The organism is Amycolatopsis sp. MtRt-6 (genome assembly GCF_017308975.1).
Classification (GTDB): domain Bacteria; phylum Actinomycetota; class Actinomycetes; order Mycobacteriales; family Pseudonocardiaceae; genus Amycolatopsis.
Genome location: NZ_JADWPD010000031.1, coordinates 106,407 through 125,780 on the forward strand (window position 1 = coordinate 106,407; position 19,374 = coordinate 125,780).

A 19,374-nucleotide genomic window follows, 5' to 3' on the forward strand; every position below is an offset into this window, starting at 1 on the left:
GCGCATGATGGCCCTTAAGGGCGAAGAGAAACACCCGATCGGTTAAGGCGATGTAGATCGGGTGGGCATCTGTGCGCTCGGGATTCACACGGGCGAGTGGAGTCCGGACTTGCGTGACGCCGGGGGCGGCGGCGCGGGCTGACCTGCGAACTGGAGGAATGATGGGGAAGATCGGTGTCTGGCTGGTCGGCGCGCGCGGCTCGGTGGCCACCACCGCCATCGCCGGGGCCGCCGCCCTGCGGGCCGGGCTGGCGGAAAACACCGGCTGCGTGACCGAACTGCCGGACTTCGCCGGGGCGGACTTGCCCGGGTTGGGGGATCTCGTCTTCGGCGGCCACGACGTCGTGGACACGCCGCTGGTCAAGCGGGCCGAGCACCTGGTGGCGGCCGGCGTGCTGCCGCCCGCGCTGCCCGGCGCGGTCGCGGCCGAACTGGACGCGGCCGAGGCCCGGTTGCGGCCGGCGCCGTCCGGCGGGGGCCGCGCGGCGATCGACCAGGTGATCGCCGACCTGGCCGAATTCGGCAAGGGACTGGACCACGTCGTCGTCCTCAACGTCGCCTCCACCGAACCGCCGTGTCCACCGCACCCCGCGCACGCGTCCCTGGCTGCCCTCGAAGCCCATGAGGACGTCCTGCCCGCCAGTTCGCTGTACGCCTACGCCGCCTTCCGCGCGGGGTGTGGCTTTGTCGACTTCACCCCGTCCACCGGGGCGCGCCTGCCCGCACTCGACGAACTCGCCCGCACCGCCGGGGTGCCGTACGCGGGCCGCGACGGCAAGACCGGCGAGACGCTGCTGCGATCCGTGCTCGCGCCGATGTTCGCCCAGCGCGGGCTCGACGTCCTGGCCTGGTCGGGCACGAACCTGCTCGGCGGCGGCGACGGCGCCACCTTGGCCGACCCCGGCGCCGCGGCCAGCAAGAACGCGTCCAAGCAGCAGGTACTGGAACAGAACCTGGGCCGCCCGGTCGACGGCGAGGTGCACATCGACTACGTCCCGGCGCTCGGGGACTGGAAGACCGCCTGGGACCACGTGCTGTTCGAAGGCTTCCTCGGCGCGCGCATGACGCTGCAGCTCACCTGGCAGGGCTGCGATTCCGCGCTCGCCGCGCCACTGGTGCTCGACCTCGCCCGGCTGACCGGCAAGGCGTGCCGCGACGGCGTGGCCGGTCCGGTCGCCGAATTCGGCTTCTTCTTCAAGGATCCCGTCGGCGCCGGTCCGCATGACCTGGCCACGCAGTACGCGGCGCTGCGCGAGTGGGCGCACCGGTGAAGGCGCTCGCCGAACTCGTCCGCGCGCCCGCCGCGCTGACCGTGCCCGGTGACGCCGTTGCCGGGGCCGCCGCCGCGGGCTGGCCCTTCGGCCGCCGCACCCTCGCCCTGACCGGCGCTTCGGTCTGCCTCTACTGGGCGGGCATGGCCCTCAACGACTACGCCGACCGCGCCCTCGACGCGGTCGAGCGGCCGGAGCGGCCGATCCCGTCGGGCCGGGTCACGCCGGCGACGGCGCTCGGCGTCGCGGCCGGGCTGACCGCGGGCGGGCTGGGCATCGCCGCAGCCGCCGGGGGACGCCGTGCCCTGCGCGTCGCGCTGCCGTTGGGCGCGACCGTGTGGGCGTACGACTTCGCGCTCAAGAGCACCGTGCTCGGCCCGGCCGCGATGGCCGCGGCCCGCACCCTCGACGTCCTGCTCGGGGCGGGCGGGGCGAAAGCCGCATTGCCCGCGGCGCTGACCGTCGGGGCGCACACTTATGCCGTGACAACGCTGTCACGCTCCGAAGTGACCGGGGCGAGCCCGGCACTGCCGGCGGCCGCACTGGCGGCAACGGCCGGCGTGGGTGTCGCCGCCGGCCGCGGGGGCAAGCTGGCCTCGGCGTTGCTCGGGACGTACGCGGTGACCACCGGCGGAGCGCAGTACGACGCCGTCCGCGACCCGGCCGCGCCGAAGATCCGGCGCGCGGTCGGGGCCGGCATCCACGGCATGATCCCGCTGCAGGCCGGGTTGATCGCGCGGACCGGCGCGTGGCGCTCGGCGCTGGCGGTGGCCGCCGCGTTCCCGCTCGCGCGGGCGCTGAGCCGGAAGGTGTCGCCGACATGAGGTTCGGGTACGGCACCAACGGCTTCGCCAACCACCGCCTCGGCGACGCCCTGCGCGTCCTGGCCGACCTCGGCTACGACGGCGTCGCGCTCACCCTCGACCACCAGCACCTCGACCCGTTCGGCCCGGACCTCGCCCGCCGCGTCGCCGGTGTCGCCGCGGACCTGGACTCGCTCGGCCTCGCCGTCGTGATCGAGACGGGGGCCCGGTTCCTGCTGGACCCGTGGCGCAAGCACTCGCCGACGTTCCTCGACCCCGACCGCGCGCGCCGCGTCGAGTTCCTGATCCGCGCGGTGGCGATCGCGGCCGATCTCGGGGCGGAGGCCGTGTCGTTCTGGAGCGGCAACAGACCCGCGGAGCTGGCCACCGAAGAGGCCTGGGCGTACCTGGTCGACGGCTGCGCGGAGGTGCTCAAGGCCGCCGACGAGCACGACGTCAAGCTCGGCTTCGAGCCGGAGCCCGGGATGCTGGTCGAGGACCTCGACGGGTACTTCGCGCTTTCGAAAAGACTCGGCGACCCGGAGCGGTTCGGGTTGACGCTGGACATCGGGCACTGCCGGTGCAACGAGTCCGCGTCCGTGCCCGGCTGCGTCCGCCGGGCCCTGCCGCGGCTGGTGAACGTCCAGATCGACGACATGCGGCGCGGCACGCACGAGCACCTGGAATTCGGCCGCGGCGAGATCGACTTCCCGCCGGTGCTGGCCGCGCTGGCGCCGTACTCCGGGCTCGTGGCCGTGGAGCTGCCGCGCGACAGCCACGCCGCCCCACGGATCGCCCGCGAGTCCCTGGAGTTCCTGCGGAAGGCGGTGCCGGCGTGAACGCCTGGCTGGACGAAGCCTTGGCCAGGGTCGCCGCCGACGCGACGGCGTTGCGCGCGGTGTTCCCCGCGGTCGGCCGCCGGGTCGGCCGCGGGCCGTCGGACGTCCCCGGCCGGACGGTCGACGACGTCGCCCGCCTCCGGCTGCTGGAAGCCGCGCCGGGTGCCGCGGCGGAGCTGCCCGGCCTCTACCGCTACGGCGACGCGGCCGAGAAACGGGCCGTCCTGTACGGACTGTCCGTTGTGGACATCGGCGATGCCGGGGTCGACCTGGTCGCGGACGCCTTGCGCACCAACGACACCCGCCTGGTCGCCGCGGCGATGGGCGAGTACACCGCCCGGCACCTCGACGACGCCGCATACCGCCACGGCGTCCTCAAGTGCGTCTTCATGGGGATCCCCCTGGAAGACGTGGCCGGCCTGGATCGCCGGACCGACGAAGAGCTGCTCCGCATGCTGCGGTCCTTCGCCGCCGAACGCACCGCGGCGGGCCGCGAAGTCCCCGCCGACCTCCGCACGCTGCTGAACGAACAGGACGGCTGATGCGCATCTTCGATCCCCACATCCACATGAGCTCCCGGACCACCGACGACTACGCGGCCATGCACGCCGCCGGGGTCCGCGCGCTCGTCGAGCCGGCGTTCTGGCTGGGCCAGCCGCGCACCAACGTCGGCAGCTTCACCGACTACTTCGACGCCCTCGTCGGCTGGGAACCGTTCCGCGCGAGCCAATTCGGCATCGCCCACCACTGCACGATCGCGCTCAACCCCAAGGAAGCCAACGACCCGCGCTGCGCCCCGGTGCTCGACCTGCTGCCGCGGTACCTGGAGAAGGACGGCGTCGTCGCCGTCGGCGAGATCGGCTACGACTCGATGACCGAGGCGGAGGACAAGGCGTTCGCCGCGCAGCTCGCCCTGGCGATCACCCACGACCTGCCGGCGCTGGTCCACACCCCGCACCGGGACAAGGCGGCCGGGACCGAGCGGAGCATCGCCGTCGTCCGCGAGTCGGGGATCGAGCCCGGGCGCGTGGTGCTCGACCACCTCAACGAGGTGACCGTGCGGATGGTCAAGGACTCCGGCTGCTGGCTGGGCTTCTCGATCTACCCGGACACGAAGATGGACGAGGACCGGATGGTCGCCATCCTGCGGGAGTACGGCACCGAGCGGGTGCTGGTCAACTCCGCCGCCGACTGGGGGAAGAGCGATCCGCTCAAGACCCGGCGCACCGGCGACGCGATGCTGGCCGCCGGCTTCACCGAAGACGACGTCGACCGGGTGCTGTGGCGCAACCCCGTCGAGTTCTACGGCCAGAGCGGGCGGCTTGCGCTGGACAGCGAGGCCGCGGAAGCCGAGTTCGCGGGCAACTCGATCCTGCGGGGGGCCCGCAAGTGAGGTTCCGGCACCGCGACGGCACGCTGGTCCACCTCGCCTACTGCACGAACGTCCACCAGGCCGAAGACCTCGACGGCGTGCTCGCCCAGCTGGCCCGCTTCGGCGAGCCGGTGCGGGACCGCCTCGGCGTGCCCCGGCTCGGGCTCGGGCTGTGGCTGGCCCGGCCGGTGGCGGCCGAACTGGTCCGCGACCCGGCCGCGGTGGCCCGGCTGCGCCGCGAGCTGACGGCCCGCGGCCTGGAGGTCGTCACCCTCAACGGGTTCCCGTACCAGGGCTTCCACGACCCGGTCGTCAAGCACAAGGTGTACCGGCCGGACTGGTCGACGCCGGAACGGACGCGGTACACCCTGGACCTCGCGCGGCTGCTGGCCGAGCTGATGCCGGACGACGCCGTGCGCGGCAGCGTGTCGACGCTCCCGCTCGGCTGGCGCACGGAATGGCGTGGCGACGACGGGCAGCTCGACGTGCTCGCCAAGGGCCTGGCCGGGCAGGAGCGTCCGGTCCGGGTGGCGTTCGAGCCGGAGCCCGGCTGCGTCGTCGAGACGACGGCGCAGGCCGCGACGCTGCTGTCCGAAGTGGACAAGGAATGGCTGGGCATCTGCCTGGACGCGTGCCACCTCGCGGTGGGGTTCGAGGACCCGGCCGCCGCGCTGGGCCGGCTGGAGGCCGCCGGGCTGGCCGTCGTCAAGCTCCAGGCGTCGGCCGCCCTGGAGGCCCCGGATCCGGCGGACCCCGCGACGCGGACGGCGCTGGAGTCCTTTGTGGAGCCTCGGTTCCTGCACCAGAGCAACGAAGGCGCGCCACCGGGTGCCGACGACCTCGACCTCGCACTGGCCGGCGGCCTGCCCGGGCGGGCGCCGTGGCGCGTGCACTTCCACGTCCCGCTGCACGCCGACCCGGCGCCGCCGCTGACGTCGACCCGGCCGGTGCTGGCGGCCACCCTGGCGGAGCTGTTCGGCGGCGCCACCGCGCGCACCGACCACGTCGAAGCCGAGACCTACACCTGGCAGGTGCTCCCGGACGCACCCGCCGACGACACCGGGCTGGTCGCGGGCATCGCGGCCGAGCTGGACTGGACCCGGCGGCAGCTGACCGCCCTGGGCTTGGAAGAGGTCACTGCATGAGTTTGCTCGTCCTCGACGTCGTCGGGCTCACCCCGCGGCTGCTCCCGCACATGCCGAACCTGCGCCGGATGGCCGAACCCGGCTTCACCGCGCAGCTGGACACCGTGTTCCCCGCCGTCACCTGCTCGGTGCAGTCGACGTTCCTCACCGGGCTCACCCCGGCGCGGCACGGGATCGTGGGCAACGGGTGGTACTTCCGCGAACTCGGCGAGGTGTTCTTCTGGCGCCAGCACAACCGGCTGGTGGGGGGCGACAAGTTCTGGGACGCGGCCCGCCGCGCGCAGGCGGGCCACCGGGTCGCGAACGTCTGCTGGTGGTACGCGATGGGCGCGGACACCGACCTCACGGTGACCCCGCGGCCGATCTACCACGCCGACGGCAAGAAGTCCCCGGACTGCTACACCACCCCGCCCCAGCTGCACGATCGCCTGGTGGGTGCCCTCGGCGAGTTCCCGCTGTTCACGTACTGGGGGCCGACGGCCGCGATCGCGTCGTCGGAGTGGATCATCGCCGCCGCGCGGAAGATCATGGCCGAGGACAAGCCGGACACGACGCTCGTCTACATCCCGCACCTGGACTACGACCTGCAGCGCTTCGGTCCCGACGCGCCCCAGGCGGCGGCGGCCGCGCGGGAGCTCGACACCGCGCTGAAACCGCTGCTCGACTTCGCGGCGGCGGGCGGCCACACCGTCGTCGCGCTGTCGGAGTACGGCATCACGAACGCGAGCCGGCCGGTCGACGTCAACCGGGTGTTGCGCCGCGAAGGCCTGCTGAACGTGTACGTCCAGGCGGGCATGGAGTACCTGGACCCGTGGACGTCCCGGGCGTTCGCGGTGGCCGACCACCAGGTCGCGCACGTGTACGTCGCCGACCCGGCGGACATCCCGCGGGTGCGGGACATCGTGGCCGGGCTGTCCGGAGTGGACGTCGTGCTCGACCGGGCGGGCCAGGCGGGGGTGGGCATCGACCACGAGCGGGCGGGCGAGCTGGTCGCGATCGCCGAGCCGGACGCGTGGTTCACCTACTACTACTGGCTGAGCGACGACCGCGCGCCGGACTTCGCGAAGACGGTGGAGATCCACCGCAAGCCCGGCTACGACCCGGCCGAGCTGTTCTTCGACCCGAGGGACCCGAGGGTGAAGCTGAAGGCGGCGGCCGCGCTGGCCCGCAAGAAGCTCGGCCTGCGCTATTCGATGCAGGTGGTCCCGCTGGACCCGGCCCCGGTCCGCGGCAGCCACGGCCGGCTGCCGGACTCGCCCGAGGACGGCCCGGTGCTGCTGTGCTCGGACCCGGCGTTGGCGCGCGAGAAGATCCACGCGACGGAGGTGAAGGACCTCCTGCTGGCGGCGGCGGTCCGGACCGGGTGAGCGAGCCGATGCGGGTACTGGTGTTCTCGAAGACGGCCGGGTACCGGCACGACTCGATCCCGGCGGGGATCCGGGCGATCCGGGAACTGGGTGCCGCGCACGGGTTCGACGTCACCGCGACCGAGGACGCGTTCACGCCCGCCCACGACGTGGTGGTGTTCCTGTCGACCAGCGGCGAGGTCCTGGACGCGGCGCGGCAGGCGGCGTTCGAGTCCTATGTGGAGGAAGGCGGCGGCTACGTCGGAATCCACGCGGCGGCCGACACGGGGTACGCCTGGCCGTGGTACGGCGAGCTGGTGGGCGCCCGGTTCAAGACCCACCCGGAGATCCAGCAGGCCCGGTTCGTGACCGAAGACGGCACCCACCCGGCGACGGCCCACCTGCCGCCGGTGTGGACCCGGACCGACGAGCTGTACGACTTCCGCGCCAACCCGCGTGGCCGCGTGCGCGTGCTGCAGACGCTGGACGAGTCCAGCTACACCGGCGGCGGGATGGGGGCGGACCACCCCATCACGTGGTGCCACCCGCAGGGCCGCGGCCGGGCGTTCTACACCGGGCTCGGCCACACGAGCGAGTCGTACGCCGACCCGGCGTTCCGCGCGCTGCTCCTCGGCGCGATCCGCTACGCCGCGGGAGTGCTTCCCGCGGCGTAGCGGGCCGGTCAGCGCACGCCGAGCAGGTGCTCCAGCGCCAGCTGGTTCAGCCGCGTGAAGTGGTACCCGCGCGCAGCCGCCGCGTCCAGGTCGAACTCGTCGTTCAGGACGTCGTCGAACGTCTCGCCCGGGGCCAGCGTCGGCGTCGACAGGTCGCCGACCCGCGACGCCGCCAGCGCCTCCGCCACCTCCGGGTCGGCCCGGAACGCCGCCGACTTCTCCTTGAGGATCAGGTACGTCCGCATGTTCGCCGCCGCCGAGACCCAGACGTCCGCGGCGTCCTCGGTGCGCATCGGCTTGTAGTCGAAGTGGCGGGGGCCCTCGTAGCCGCCGTTCTCCAGCAGGTCGACCAGGAAGAACGCGCTCTTCAAGTCGCCGTGGCCGAAGATCAGGTCCTGGTCGTACTTCGGGCCGTGCTGGCCGTTGAGGTCGATGTGGAACAGCTTGCCCTGCCACAGCGCCTGCGAGATGCCGTGCACGAAGTTCAGCCCGGCCATCTGCTCGTGCCCGACCTCGGGGTTCAGCCCGAACATCTCCGGCCGCGCGAGCTGCGAGATGAAGCCCAGCGCGTGCCCGATCGTCGGGAGCAGGATGTCGCCGCGCGGCTCGTTGGGCTTGGGCTCCAACGCGAACCGCAGGTTGTAGCCCTTCTCGACGACGTAGTCGGCGAGCAGGTCGAGGCCCTCCTTGTAGCGGTCCAGCGCCGCGCGGACGTCCTTGGCGGCGTCGGACTCGGCGCCTTCGCGGCCGCCCCACACGACGTAGGTCTCTGCGCCCAGCTCGGCCGCCAGGTCGATGTTGCGGCGCACCTTCCGCAGCGCGTAGCGCCGGACGTCGCGGTCGTTGCTGGTCAGGCCGCCGTCCTTGAACACCGGGTGGGTGAACAGGTTCGTCGTCGCCATCGGGACCTTCAGACCCGTCTCGGCCAGCGCCTTGCGGAACCGCTCGATCGCCTTGTCGCGGTCCGGCTCGGTGGCCAGCAGGTCGTCGTCGTGGAAGGTCACGCCGTAGGCGCCCAGCTCCGCGAGCCGGTGCACGCTCTCGACCGGGTCGAGCGCCGCCCGCGTCGCCACCCCGAACGGGTCGTTCGCGGGCCAGCCCACGGTCCAGAGGCCGAAGGTGAACTTGTCGGCCGGCTGGGGAGCGTAGTCGCTCATGACTGTCCCTTCATTTAGTTCACGTTGTAGACTAAATATGCGCCGCGGGGGTCCCGGGCGTCAAGGGGCCCGGCTACAGTCTTCGCGGGAGGACAGATGACGCAGGCCGTGCGGCACGAGGAGATGCGCGCCCGCAACCTCGAGGTCGTGCTCGGCGCCGTCGGCCGCGGCGGCCCGCTCACCCGGGCCGCGCTCGCCGAGGTCACCGGCCTGACCAAGTCCACCGTGAGCAAGCTGGTCGGCGACCTGGTGGACGCCGGCCTGCTCGCCGAGACCGGCCCCGCGCGGGCGGGCGAACGCGGCCGGCCGGGGGTGGAGCTCGTGCTCAGCGGGGCGCGGGTGGCGTCGCTGGGCCTGGAGGTCAACGTCGACTACCTCGCGGTGCGCGTGCTCGACCTCACCGGCGAGGTCCGGGTCGCCGCCCGCCGCGAACGCGACAACCGCGGCTCACGGCCGAAGAAGGTGCTGGGCGAGCTGCAGGAGCTGGCTTCGGAGGCACTGGCCGAGGCCCACCGGCAGGGACTGGAGGCGGCGGGCGCGGTGCTGGCGGTGTCCGGCCCGGTCGGCGACGGCGTCCTGTTCAGCGCCCCCAACCTCGGCTGGCAGGACGTCCGCCCGGCCGACCTGCTGCGGCTGCCGGTCCCGGTGGAGCTGGACAACGAAGCGAACCTCGCCGCGCTCGGCGAGCTCTGGTACGGCGACGGCGAGCGGGATTTCCTGTACGTCTCCGGCGAAGTCGGCATCGGCGCCGGCCTGGTGGTCGGCGGCGTGCTGTACTCCGGCGCGACGGGCCTGGCCGGCGAGCTGGGCCACGTGGTGGTGGCCCCGGAGGGCGCGCCCTGCCGGTGCGGCGGCAGCGGCTGCCTGGAGACCTACGCCGGCCAGGAAGCGTTGCTGGCGGCGGGAAACACGATATCGGTGCCGGCCCTGCTGGCCGCCCTCGAACGCGGCGACGAGCCGGCGCTGGCGGCGTGCGCGGCGGCCGGCCGGGCCCTCGGCATCGCCCTGACGTCGGCGGTGAACCTCCTGGACCTCGACCGCATCGTGCTGGGCGGGATCTTCACGCAGCTGTACCCGTGGCTGGCCGAGCCGGTGTCGGAGGTCCTGGCCCGGCGGCTCGGCGGTCTCCGCGGCACACCGCCGGTGTTGACGGCGTCCCGCTTGGGCGGCGACGCGGCGACGCTCGGCGCGGCCGGCCGGGTGATCCACCGCGTCCTGGCCGACCCGGCGCCCTTCGTCACCCGGGCCCAGGAAGCGTGAAGGCCGCCCCGGGGAATCCCCGAGGCGGCCTCCGCGAACTGACGAACTAGCTCACCGCGGTGATCTGCACCAGCGAGGAGCCGACCGCGACACCGGCGTCGGTCCGCACGGTCAGCTGACCGCGCAGGGTCCGGCCCGCGGCCGGGACGGCGGTGGCCGTCACCGTCGCCGGCACGGTCCACGAGCTGCCCGACGCGCGCAGGGCGTCGGCGTCGGTCACCGCGACCGAACCGAACGCCGGGTTGACGAACACGTCGAGGTAGTCGTACTCCGTGGTGCCGGCCGGCACCGCGTAGCCGTCGATCAGCGCGACCCACGTGCCCGCCGCCGGGTTGGCCACGGTCACCGACTCTTCCGAGTCACCGTCCGCGCTCACCGCCGCCTGCACGCAGGACCCGGTGGTGCAGTTGTAGAGCACCAGGTCCAGGTCGGCGCCGACGTCGGACGTCTTGCCGATCGTGACGGCCAGCGACTGCGAGCCCGCCGTCACCGGGATCTGGTACTGCTGCTGCGCACCTTCGGCGATGGCCGGCCGCTGCGTCTTCGCGCTGCCCAGCGTGGCCCCGGTCAGCTTGCCGGTGAACGCGCCGAGCGTGTTCTGCACGGCGTAGGACCGCGAGATCGGCGTGTTCAGCGTGGCCGAGGCGATGGTGTCCGGGTTCGGCGAGATCGCCGTGCCCAGCACCGCGGCCGACAGCTTGTACGGCGCTTCGTCCACATCGGACGTCCGCCGCGCCTCGACGACGATCTCCCACACGCCCGGGAGCGGGTTGGCGATCGTCCGGCTGGTCGGCGTGCCGCCGGCGCAGCCCGCGCCCGCGTCGGGCAGGTAGCACGCGGTCGTCGCCGTGCTGGCCTCGGCCGCGACACCGGTCGGGTCGTACCGCAGGAACCGCACCTGGCCCTTGCCCGGAGCGCCGGCGCCGGCGTCCAGGTCCACCTTCAGCGCGCTGGCGCCCTGCGGCACCCGCACGAAGTAGCTGGTCGCCTGGTTGCGCGCGGCCTTGCCCGCGACGTCGACCCGGAAACCCTTGCCGGCGGCGAACTCCTGCGGCGCGAAGACCGTGTTGAGGGTCTGCACGTCGATGCCGATGGTCAGCGGGTTGTCCAGGTAGAGCAGCGCCGAGTGCACGCCGGCCGTCTTCGGGTTCACGTTCACGGTGAACGAAACCGGCTTGTTCAGCGGCAACGACACCGTCGAGCCGGAGGAGAACGTGCCGTCGTTGCCGACCCACCGCACGAAGTACGGCACCGGGTGCGCCGAACCCGTGGTGCGGGTGATCGTGTACGTCCGGGTGTAGGTCTTGCCGACCGTCACGCCCTCGCGGTCGTGGATGCCCACGCCCGTGTTCGGCTTGGCCAGCAGGCCCGACAGCGCGGTGCGCACCTCGACCGACGTCGAAACCGTGTCCGGCTTCGGGTTGAGCGACAGCGCGACGAACGCGGCCGGGACGTTGAACAGGCCCGCGCCCTGGGCGTACGCGCCCACACCCGGCACGAACCGCGCGGTCGACTTGATCGCCGCCCGCAGCTGCGCCACCGGCGGCCGCTGGCCGTTGTGGGTCGCCTTGTACGCGCTCACCAGCAGTGCCGCCGCGCCGGCCGCCTGCGGCGCCGCCATCGACGTGCCCTGCAGCATCGCGTAGCCGGCGGGCAGGGGGTACGTGCCGGGCACCGGGCCCGGCTGCTCCCACCGCGGGACGGTGGCGATGGCCGCGCCGGGCGCGATGATGTCCGGCTTGAAGCCGCCGTCCTCACGCGGGCCGCGCGAGGAGAACGGGTGCATCGACTCGGGGTTCCTGGTGACCGAGCCGTAGTTCGACAGCCAGGTCTCCTTGGTGATGTACGAGCCGACCGAGATCGCGTCCGTGGCCACCGACGGGTCGCCGACGGTGTTCGCCCCGGCGCCGCTGTTGCCCGCCGAGATGAAGATCTGGACGTTGTACTCGGCGATCGTGCGGTTGTAGAGCTCCGCGCGGGCGTTGTTGCCGTCGTTGAGGGCCGGCAGGCCGCCGATCGAGATGTTGATGACGTCGGCGCCGTGGCTGGCCGCGTAGACGACACCGTCGATCAGGCCGGACGACGTGCAGCCGGCGCTGGTGAGGCAGACCTTGACGGAAAGGACCTTCGCGCCCGGAGCCGCACCGTCCATCTTGCCGCCGAACAGGTCGTTGGCGGTGGCGATGCCCGCGACGTGCGAACCGTGCTCCCCACCGGCGATGCCGATGCCGACGAAGCCCGGCTTGTCGGTCTGGACCACGAAGGCCATCCGCTCGGCGATGTCGGTCGCCGGGTTGTCGGTGCCGAAGAAGCCGAAGTCGTACTTCTTGGCGTAGTCGGTCATCGGCTTCTCGTCGGTGAAGTCGCCGTTGCCGTTGAGGTCGACCCGCACCTCCTTGGTGGCGGGGTCGAGCAGCACGCCCCAGGAGTCGGCGCGGTCGCCGTCGCGATTGAGGTCGCCGCCGGTCTCGCTGTCCGCGGCGCCCAGGTCGCCCGCGGTCTCGCCGAAGAGGCCGAACGTGTACGGGCCACCGGTGGCCGGGGCCGTCCAGGTGCGGCCGTTCGAGGTGAAGGTGCCGGTGTAGGTCTGGGTGGACTGCTTGACCCAGGTGCCGTCGCCGGAGTTGGTGGCGTTGGCGTTGTACCAGTCGACGATCTTGCGTTCGCCGTGGCTGGTGGTGGCCAGCGCGGGGGAGTCGAGGTCGACGCCGGAGTCGAGCACCGCGACCGTGGTGTTCTTGCCGTCCCAGTTCGGCAGGACCTGGCCGAACTGCGCGGCGTAGGTGTCGCCGGTCGGCAGGTACGGGTTGACGCGCGGGGTGTCCTTGCCCGGGGCCGGCTGCGGCAGCGGGGTCATCGCGCCGTCGGGCTTCGGGTCGTCGCGCATGATGAGGCCGTCGACGTCGACGGCGTTGACCGACTTCAGCTTCGCGGCCTTCTCGGCCTTGCCGGTCGGGACGCTGACCTTGACGTAGTCGAGCTTGGCGTCCGTGGACTGGACGACGCCGCCGAGGGCCTTGAGCTCGTTCACGGCGGTGCCGGTCTGGCCCTTTTCCGCGGCGATCAGGAGCGTGACGTCGGGCTTCCCGGCCTTCTCGGCTTCGGCGACGAGCGCGCGGTCGTGCTCGTCGAGGGTCTTGCCGTCGGCCGCGCCGCTGGTCGGCGGGGCCTGCTGGGCGGAGGCCACCGGGCCGGCCACCCCGAGGACGGAGGCGCCGAGTGCGGTGGCGAGGACGGTGATCCCGGCCCGCCGTCTCCAGCGCGATCTGTGCTGTGTCACTGAAACGACCCTTCGTGAAGAAATGCGTACCGAGCAGTACACAGGGTCGGATCATCGGCAGCAATCAGACAGTTAGCCCATAGACCGCAATTGGTTGCGAGCCGAATGGCCTAATCGGTTGGTCCGTCACGCGAAGCGGCACTTTCACGTTAAAGCTCCGCCTTGCGCCGGGTTCGGCGGCAACCGAGGGAGTCGAACCCTGCGCGGCTTGTGAAGGCGGCGCTCCTGAACCGGCCCTGACCCTTCGGCGGGCGACGGCTGCCATCTGTGTCAACAGTAGGGGAATACCCCGCTGTTCTTCATCTCAAGCCGTGCTTCACCCGGACGGGCCGGGCTGGCAAGGTGGTCCGCATGGATGATCTCCTGCTGCGCCGCGTCCGGCCGGGCCTCGGCGGCGACCTCGCCGACGTCCGGGTGAACGACGGCCGGGTCACGTCGATCACCGCGCCGGGGTCCGCGGGATTCGCCGCGCGCGTGGTCGACGGCCACGGCGGGACGCTGCTGCCCGGGCTGGTCGACGCGCACGTCCACCTGGTGCAGTGGGCGACGTTCCGGCGGCGCATTCCCCTGGACGCGGCCCGCTCGGCGGGGGAGGCGATCGAGCTGCTGCTCGCCCACCTGCTGGCGACGCCGTCGCCGCGGACGGAGCTCGTCGTGGGTGCCGGGTTCCGCGACGGGCTGTGGCCGGACAAGCCGCACAAGGACCTGCTGCAGCGGGCGCTGCCCGGCCGCGCGGTCGCGTTGTTCAGCGCGGACCTGCACACGTTGTGGCTCAGCCCGGCGGCCCTGAAGCTGATCGGCCGCGACCACCCGACGGGCGTACTGCTGGAGGGTGACTGCATGAGCGCGACCGCCCAGCTCCCGACCGCGGCGATCGACGTTCAGGACAAGTGGGTGGCGGAAGCGGTTTCCGCGGCGGCCGCGCGGGGCGTGACGCAGATCGTCGACTACGAGTACGCGGACACGGTGGCGGACTGGACCCGCCGGGGCGCCCCGGCGGCGCGGATCTCGTGCGTCATCGCGAAGCACCTCTTGGACCAGACCATCGAGCGCGGCCACCGCACGGGCGACGTCCTGCCGGAGTCCGGCGGGCTGCTGACGGTGGGGCCGTTCAAGCTCTTCGTGGACGGCTCCCTCAACACCCGCACGGCCTACTGCCACGACCGGTACCCCGGCGTGGATTCGCCTGGCCTGCTGGAACTGCCGCCCGGCGAACTGGTTCCGTTGCTGCGGCGGGCCTTCGACCACGGGCTGATCCCGGCGGTCCACGCGATCGGCGACCGGGCGAACACGATCGCCCTGGACGCGTTCGAGGAGGTCGGCTGCCCCGGCCGCATCGAGCACGCGCAGCTGCTGTCGCCGGCGGATATCCCCCGGTTCGCTTCTCTCGGGGTGATCGCGGCGGTCCAGCCGGCGCACCAGCCGGACGACCGCGACGTCGCGGACCGCCACTGGCACGGCCGGACCGAGCGGGCGTTCCCGTACCGGTCGCTGCTGGAGTCGGGAGCCCGCCTGGAGTTCGGTTCGGACGCCCCGGTGGCGCCCCTCGACCCGTGGGACGGAATCGCGTCGGCGATTTCCCGCACGGACGACGACCGCCCGCCGTGGCACCCCGAGCAGGCGATCCCGTTCGCCGAGGCACTGGCGGCGTCGTCCGGGGGCCGCCGCGGAGTGACGGTGGGGGACGTCGCGGACCTGATGGTGACGGCGACGGACCCGTCGGCGCTGTCACCGGCCGACCTGCGCAACCTCCCCGTGACGGCGACGATCGTCGACGGGCACGTCACCCATCAGGTGTAGCCGGGGCTTGATTTGTCCACCGGACAACGGAAAAGATCCCACCGTGCATGTGACAACGTTGTCAGGAGGACACGGATGAGAACGCGCTCGCGCGTCCTGGCCACCCTGCTCGCCGGAGCCACGACGCTGGCCCTCGCCACCCCGGCCGAAGCCGGCGGCCCCCGGTTCGCCGGCGACCCCACCACCCTCGTCGACACCTCGATCGGCAACAACGGCGACGGCACCACCTTCCCCGGTGCCACCACCCCCTTCGGGATGGTCCAGCTCAGCCCGGACACCCAGCTCAAGAAGTACGCGTCCTACGACTACGCGCAGGACACCACCCTCGGCTTCAGCCACACCCACCTCTCCGGCGTCGGCTGCCAGACGATGGGCAACTTCCGGTTCATGCCCACCACCGGCGCCGTCACCACGAGCGACCCCGCGCAGTACGGCGCCAAGTTCAGCCACGCCGACGAGACCCGCCGGCCCGGCTACTACGGCGTCAAGCTCGCCAACGGCATCGACGCCGAGCTCACCGCCACCCAGCGCACCGGCCAGCACCGGTACACGTTCCCCGGCGGCGCGGCCGGCGAGAACGTCCTCATCGAGGTCGGCGAAAGCAACGGCTACACCTACGCGGGCGAGGTCCACGTCGTCGGCGAGGACACCGTCGAGGGCTGGCTGCAGGGCGGCAACTTCTGCTGGGAGACCCAGAAGGAGCGGTACAAGGTCTTCTTCAGCGCCAAGTTCGACCGCAAGTTCACGAGTTTCGGCACCTGGACCGACAACAGGCTCACGGCGAACCAGCGCGATGCCAAGCTCGGCAGCCAGCGGACCGGCGCCTGGCTCACCTTCGGCACCGACCGGAACCAGGTCGGCGCCTCCGTCGGGCTGTCCTACACCTCGATCGACGGCGCCCGCCTGAACCGCGCCGCCGAGCAGCCCACGTCGTTCGACCAGGCGCGGAAAGCCGCCCACGACACGTGGGCGGACGAGCTGAACCGGATGCGTGTCGCCGGCGGGACGACTGCCGACCAGCGGACGTACTACAGCGCGCTGTACCGGTCGCTGCTGCACCCGTCCGTCGGGTCCGACGTGGACGGTTCCTACCGCGGTTTCGACGACGAGGTGCACCGCAGCCGCGACACCTACTACCAGATGTTCTCGCTGTGGGACACCTACCGCTCGCAGAACCAGCTGGTCGCGCTCCTGCACCCGGACAAGGCCGCGGACATGACCAAGTCCGTCCTCAAGATCTACCAGGACGGCGGCTGGGTCCCGCGCTGGGCGCTGGCGAGCGGCGAGACGAACGTGATGAGCGGCGACCCCGTCACGCCGTGGCTGGTCGACAACTACCGCCGCGGCATCCTCGACGACCGCACCGCGCGCGAGCTGTTCGACGCGCTGTGGCGCAACGCCAACGAGGTGCCGGAGGACCAGTCGGTCTTCCGCGGCCGCGACGGCAACCCGACCTACGTCGAGAACGGCTGGATCGGCTACCAGGACCTGCCGGGCTACACCTACGGGGACACGCGCCAGGCCGGTTCGGCGACCCTCGAGTACGCCCTCGCCGACTGCGCCCTGTCCACCATGGCGGCCGGTTTGGGCTACGGCGACAAGGCAGCGACGCTGCGGGCGCGTTGCGGCAACTTCGCCAAGCTGTGGGACACCAGCGTCGAGTCCCGCGGCTTCACCGGCTTCCCGCGCACGAAGGCCGCGGACGGAACCGGCGTCGGCGACCCCGACCCGGCGAAGTCCACCGGCTTCCACGAGGGCACGCCGTGGCAGTACCAGTGGCTCGCCCAGCAGGACACCGCGAAGCTGTTCGGCCTGATGGGCGGCCCGGCACAGGCGGAAAAGCGGCTCGACACGTTCTTCGACATGCCGCTGTTGCTCACCGACCCGGCGAAGGCCGCCAAGGACTCCTGGGTCCACGGCGCGTACGACTACCACAACAACTTCGCGTTCAACCCGAACAACGAGCCCGACCTGCACGCACCCTGGATGTACAGCTGGACGGGAGCACCGTGGAAGACATCGGCCGTGCTGCGCGCGGCGCGGACGCTGTTCACGGACACGCCGTACGGCATGCCCGGCAACGACGACCTCGGCACCATCTCGTCGTGGCTGGTCTTCGGCATGGCCGGCGTCTTCGAGGCCCAGCCGGGCTCCGGGACGTACCTGCTCAGCACACCGATGTTCGAGAAGGTCGAGATCCAGCCGGCGGGCGGCCGCAAGATCGAGATCGAGGCACCGGGCGCGAGCGCGGGGAAGCTCCAGTACACCAGGGACGTCCGGATCGGACACCGGAGCTACGACCGCAGCTGGATCTCGCACGCGGACCTGCTGCGGGCAGGCAAGCTCCGGTTCGACCTGAGTGACACGCCCACGGCGTGGGGCACGCGGGCGGCACCACCCGCCATGTGACCCGTCGCGTGCTGGTGTCAACGTACGGGGACGGTTTCAATCGTCCTCATGTTGAGGTGGCAGCAGGCGGAGGGGAAGCGCCACGCGCTCGACGGGCCGTTCCCTCCGCGTCCGCAGGAACAGTTCGTGGCTCTGTGCGGGGAAGAGGTGACCGTCGCGGTGCGGGACGTGCCGCAGCTCGGCGGGCACTGGTTCGACCCGACCTGCACCGAGTGCGAGTCGGCGTGGCTGGCTCGGTGCTGAGCGGAGCCGAACGGGATCGCCGGCTCCTGGAGCGCATCCGGGACCTCCACGGCTCGCTCGCGCCCGATCTGGCGTGGCTGGCCCGGACCGTCGGCGAGGAGGTGCCGCGGCCCGACATCCTCCGCGACCTGGGGGAACGGCTCGCCGATCTGGGCGCGGACCTGATCACCCGCGCCGACGAGCTCGACGCCGAGGTCCGGGCCGGCCTGCCGGAGCACGGCTGGCTCCCCGAAGCGGGCGCACGGCGGCGAGCGCTGGCCGTCGCCCACCAGGTCGGCCCGCACCCCCTCCGGTGCGGGCCGATCTTCCTGGCCGTCTGCGGCGCGGCGTGCTTCCCCTTCTACGGGACGGACCCGACCGGCCGGACAGCCCGGCACGAACAGTGCGAAAAGTGCCTCCACGTGCACTGATCCGCGGTTTCTGCTGAGCTGGAGGCATGTCCGAGCAGAAAACGACGGCGACCGAGCGCTTCTTCCGGATCGCGATCGCCCTCAAGGGCCTCGACGGCGCACTGCAGGTCGTCGGGGCGCTGATCCTCGCGTTCATCCCGGCGGCGGCCGTCAGCGGCTTCACCCACGCGGTGATCACCCGCGACCTCCTCGGCGACCCGTCGGGCACCCTGGCACGCCACCTCGAGTCGGCGACGGAGAACTTCCTCCACGGCGACACCAAGACGTTCGCGGTCGCGTACCTGCTCGCACACGGCCTGATCAAGCTCGGCCTGGTGTGGGCACTGGCCCGCAAGATCGTCCGAGCCTACCCGGTGGCGGCGGTCATCCTCGCCGCGTTCGTGGTTTATGAGGTTTTTCGGGCGGTGCACACCCACTCGATAGCGCTGCCGTTCTTCGCAGCCCTGGATGTCGTGATCATCGTCCTGGTGCTGCGGGAGTACAAGCAGCTCAAGCACAACGAAGATTGAGCCGGGCACCGAACAAACCGCACCTGGCGGCAGAACTCATCCCGACGGGCCGGCTTCACGCGGCGACGGGAAATCGCACCGTCGTGCTGTCGACGACCTCCAAAGGCTCGACGTAAAGCGCGGTGGCGTTGTCCGTCCCACCCCGGGCCAGCGCCGCTTCCACGAGTTCCGCCGCCCCCGTGCCCGGCTGGGCCAGCACCGCGCGGATCCCGCTTCCGGTGAGCGGCTTGTGGACGCCGTCGCTGGTCAGCAGCAGGCCCGCGCTCGTCGTCTCCGCCGTGCCTATCTCGTGCGGCTCCGCGGTGCGGACGCTGGTCGTGACCACGTGCTCCATCCGGGGTGTCACCGGCTGGTGGCGGGCGCGGAAGAACTCGGCCAGCGTGTGGTCGGTCGTCAGGCGGCTCAACGCCGTGCCGTTCCAGGCGTACGCGCGGGCGTCGCCGACCCAGGCGATGCGGTAGCCGCCGTGTTCGGCCGGCATGGCGACGACGAGCACGGCGTCCCCGAGCGTCTGCTCGCGCACCGCGCGCTGGGCGGCGAGCACCGCCTCGACCGGTCCTTTGTGGACAGGCGTGCGGGCCGCGGCCGCGGCCGCGGTACGGGCGGCGCGCGCGGCGGCGGGATCGTCGCCGACGCCGTCGGCGAGAGCGAACGCGATGCCGGGTCCGCCGGCCGCGGCGTACGCCCCGACGGCGTCGGCGTTGAGTGAGCGCGGCCCCTGCGCGCTCGCGGTGTGCCAGCGCGGGTAACCCGGACGTGTGGTGATCATCGCGGCCTCCTCGTCCCCTCTGACCTCCATGATCCGCGCCGAACCTAAGGGGCGGCTGAGATTTTCCGGGTACCTTGGGAAGGGGGT

The 19,374-nt window shown here is 72.2% G+C and carries 17 protein-coding genes; 14 read left to right on the top strand and 3 right to left on the bottom strand.

Features of this window, described 5'->3' with window-relative positions; all coding sequences use genetic code 11:
* The first annotated feature begins 161 nt into the window (after positions 1-161).
* The 8 genes from I4Q55_RS38270 to I4Q55_RS38305 are packed head-to-tail and all read left to right on the top strand — an operon-like array spanning position 162 to position 7,450.
* Positions 162-1,271, top strand: a complete 1,110-nt coding sequence (locus I4Q55_RS38270) for an inositol-3-phosphate synthase (RefSeq protein ID WP_206795263.1) — start codon at positions 162-164, stop codon at positions 1,269-1,271.
* A complete protein-coding gene (locus I4Q55_RS38275) occupies positions 1,256-2,095 on the top strand; it encodes an SCO3242 family prenyltransferase (protein ID WP_307793422.1) in 840 nt (279 codons plus the stop codon). The genes I4Q55_RS38270 and I4Q55_RS38275 overlap by 16 nt, the downstream gene beginning before the upstream one ends.
* Positions 2,092-2,913, top strand: coding sequence for a sugar phosphate isomerase/epimerase (locus tag I4Q55_RS50770; protein WP_206795264.1), 822 nt, complete (start codon positions 2,092-2,094; stop codon positions 2,911-2,913). The genes I4Q55_RS38275 and I4Q55_RS50770 overlap by 4 nt, the downstream gene beginning before the upstream one ends.
* Positions 2,910-3,455 carry an EboA domain-containing protein gene (locus I4Q55_RS50775; protein WP_206795265.1) on the top strand — a complete coding sequence of 182 codons (546 nt, stop codon included), beginning with the start codon at positions 2,910-2,912 and terminating at the stop codon, positions 3,453-3,455. Before I4Q55_RS50770 ends, I4Q55_RS50775 begins: the two co-directional genes overlap by 4 nt.
* Positions 3,455-4,306: a TatD family hydrolase gene (locus tag I4Q55_RS38290; protein ID WP_206795266.1), complete on the top strand. Its 852-nt coding sequence runs from the start codon at positions 3,455-3,457 to the stop codon at positions 4,304-4,306. The genes I4Q55_RS50775 and I4Q55_RS38290 overlap by 1 nt, the downstream gene beginning before the upstream one ends.
* Positions 4,303-5,430, top strand: a complete 1,128-nt coding sequence (gene eboE, locus I4Q55_RS38295) for a metabolite traffic protein EboE (protein WP_206795267.1) — start codon at positions 4,303-4,305, stop codon at positions 5,428-5,430. The genes I4Q55_RS38290 and eboE overlap by 4 nt, the downstream gene beginning before the upstream one ends.
* The gene (locus tag I4Q55_RS38300) at positions 5,427-6,797 is read left to right on the top strand and encodes an alkaline phosphatase family protein (protein ID WP_206795268.1); all 1,371 of its coding nucleotides are present in this window, start codon (positions 5,427-5,429) and stop codon (positions 6,795-6,797) included. The genes eboE and I4Q55_RS38300 overlap by 4 nt, the downstream gene beginning before the upstream one ends.
* Positions 6,794-7,450 carry a ThuA domain-containing protein gene (locus I4Q55_RS38305; protein WP_307793423.1) on the top strand — a complete coding sequence of 219 codons (657 nt, stop codon included), beginning with the start codon at positions 6,794-6,796 and terminating at the stop codon, positions 7,448-7,450. Before I4Q55_RS38300 ends, I4Q55_RS38305 begins: the two co-directional genes overlap by 4 nt.
* A gap of 8 nt (positions 7,451-7,458) precedes the next feature.
* Here I4Q55_RS38305 and xylA read toward each other — a convergent pair whose 3' ends face one another.
* Positions 7,459-8,607: a xylose isomerase gene (gene xylA / locus I4Q55_RS38310; protein ID WP_206795269.1), complete on the bottom strand. Its 1,149-nt coding sequence runs from the start codon at positions 8,605-8,607 to the stop codon at positions 7,459-7,461.
* A gap of 96 nt (positions 8,608-8,703) precedes the next feature.
* Between xylA and I4Q55_RS38315 the strand changes: the two genes are divergently transcribed.
* On the top strand, positions 8,704-9,867 hold the full coding sequence (locus I4Q55_RS38315; RefSeq protein WP_206795270.1) for an ROK family transcriptional regulator: 1,164 nt from the start codon (positions 8,704-8,706) through the stop codon (positions 9,865-9,867).
* A 46-nt stretch (positions 9,868-9,913) separates the two neighbouring features.
* On the opposite strand, the gene I4Q55_RS38320 is transcribed toward I4Q55_RS38315, so the two are convergent.
* On the bottom strand, positions 9,914-13,147 hold the full coding sequence (locus I4Q55_RS38320) for a S8 family serine peptidase (RefSeq protein ID WP_206795272.1): 3,234 nt from the start codon (positions 13,145-13,147) through the stop codon (positions 9,914-9,916).
* A gap of 351 nt (positions 13,148-13,498) precedes the next feature.
* Between I4Q55_RS38320 and I4Q55_RS38325 the strand changes: the two genes are divergently transcribed.
* The 5 genes from I4Q55_RS38325 to I4Q55_RS38345 all read left to right on the top strand — a co-directional run bounded on the left by I4Q55_RS38325 (position 13,499) and on the right by I4Q55_RS38345 (position 18,518).
* Positions 13,499-14,947: an amidohydrolase gene (locus tag I4Q55_RS38325; protein ID WP_206795273.1), complete on the top strand. Its 1,449-nt coding sequence runs from the start codon at positions 13,499-13,501 to the stop codon at positions 14,945-14,947.
* Positions 14,948-15,022: 75 nt separating this feature from the next.
* Positions 15,023-17,356 carry a GH92 family glycosyl hydrolase gene (locus I4Q55_RS38330; protein ID WP_242547475.1) on the top strand — a complete coding sequence of 778 codons (2,334 nt, stop codon included), beginning with the start codon at positions 15,023-15,025 and terminating at the stop codon, positions 17,354-17,356.
* A 48-nt stretch (positions 17,357-17,404) separates the two neighbouring features.
* Positions 17,405-17,599, top strand: a complete 195-nt coding sequence (locus tag I4Q55_RS38335; protein WP_206795275.1) for a zinc finger protein — start codon at positions 17,405-17,407, stop codon at positions 17,597-17,599.
* Positions 17,581-18,009 (top strand): hypothetical protein, encoded by a 429-nt coding sequence (locus I4Q55_RS38340; protein ID WP_307793424.1) that lies wholly within the window; start codon positions 17,581-17,583, stop codon positions 18,007-18,009. The genes I4Q55_RS38335 and I4Q55_RS38340 overlap by 19 nt, the downstream gene beginning before the upstream one ends.
* 26 nt (positions 18,010-18,035) lie before the next feature.
* Positions 18,036-18,518: a DUF2127 domain-containing protein gene (locus I4Q55_RS38345; protein WP_206795277.1), complete on the top strand. Its 483-nt coding sequence runs from the start codon at positions 18,036-18,038 to the stop codon at positions 18,516-18,518.
* A 55-nt stretch (positions 18,519-18,573) separates the two neighbouring features.
* Here the strand turns inward: I4Q55_RS38345 and I4Q55_RS38350 are convergent, their stop codons facing one another.
* Entirely contained in the window at positions 18,574-19,287 is a 714-nt protein-coding gene (locus I4Q55_RS38350) for a PP2C family serine/threonine-protein phosphatase (RefSeq protein WP_206795279.1), read from the bottom strand.
* Positions 19,288-19,374: the final 87 nt, after the last annotated feature.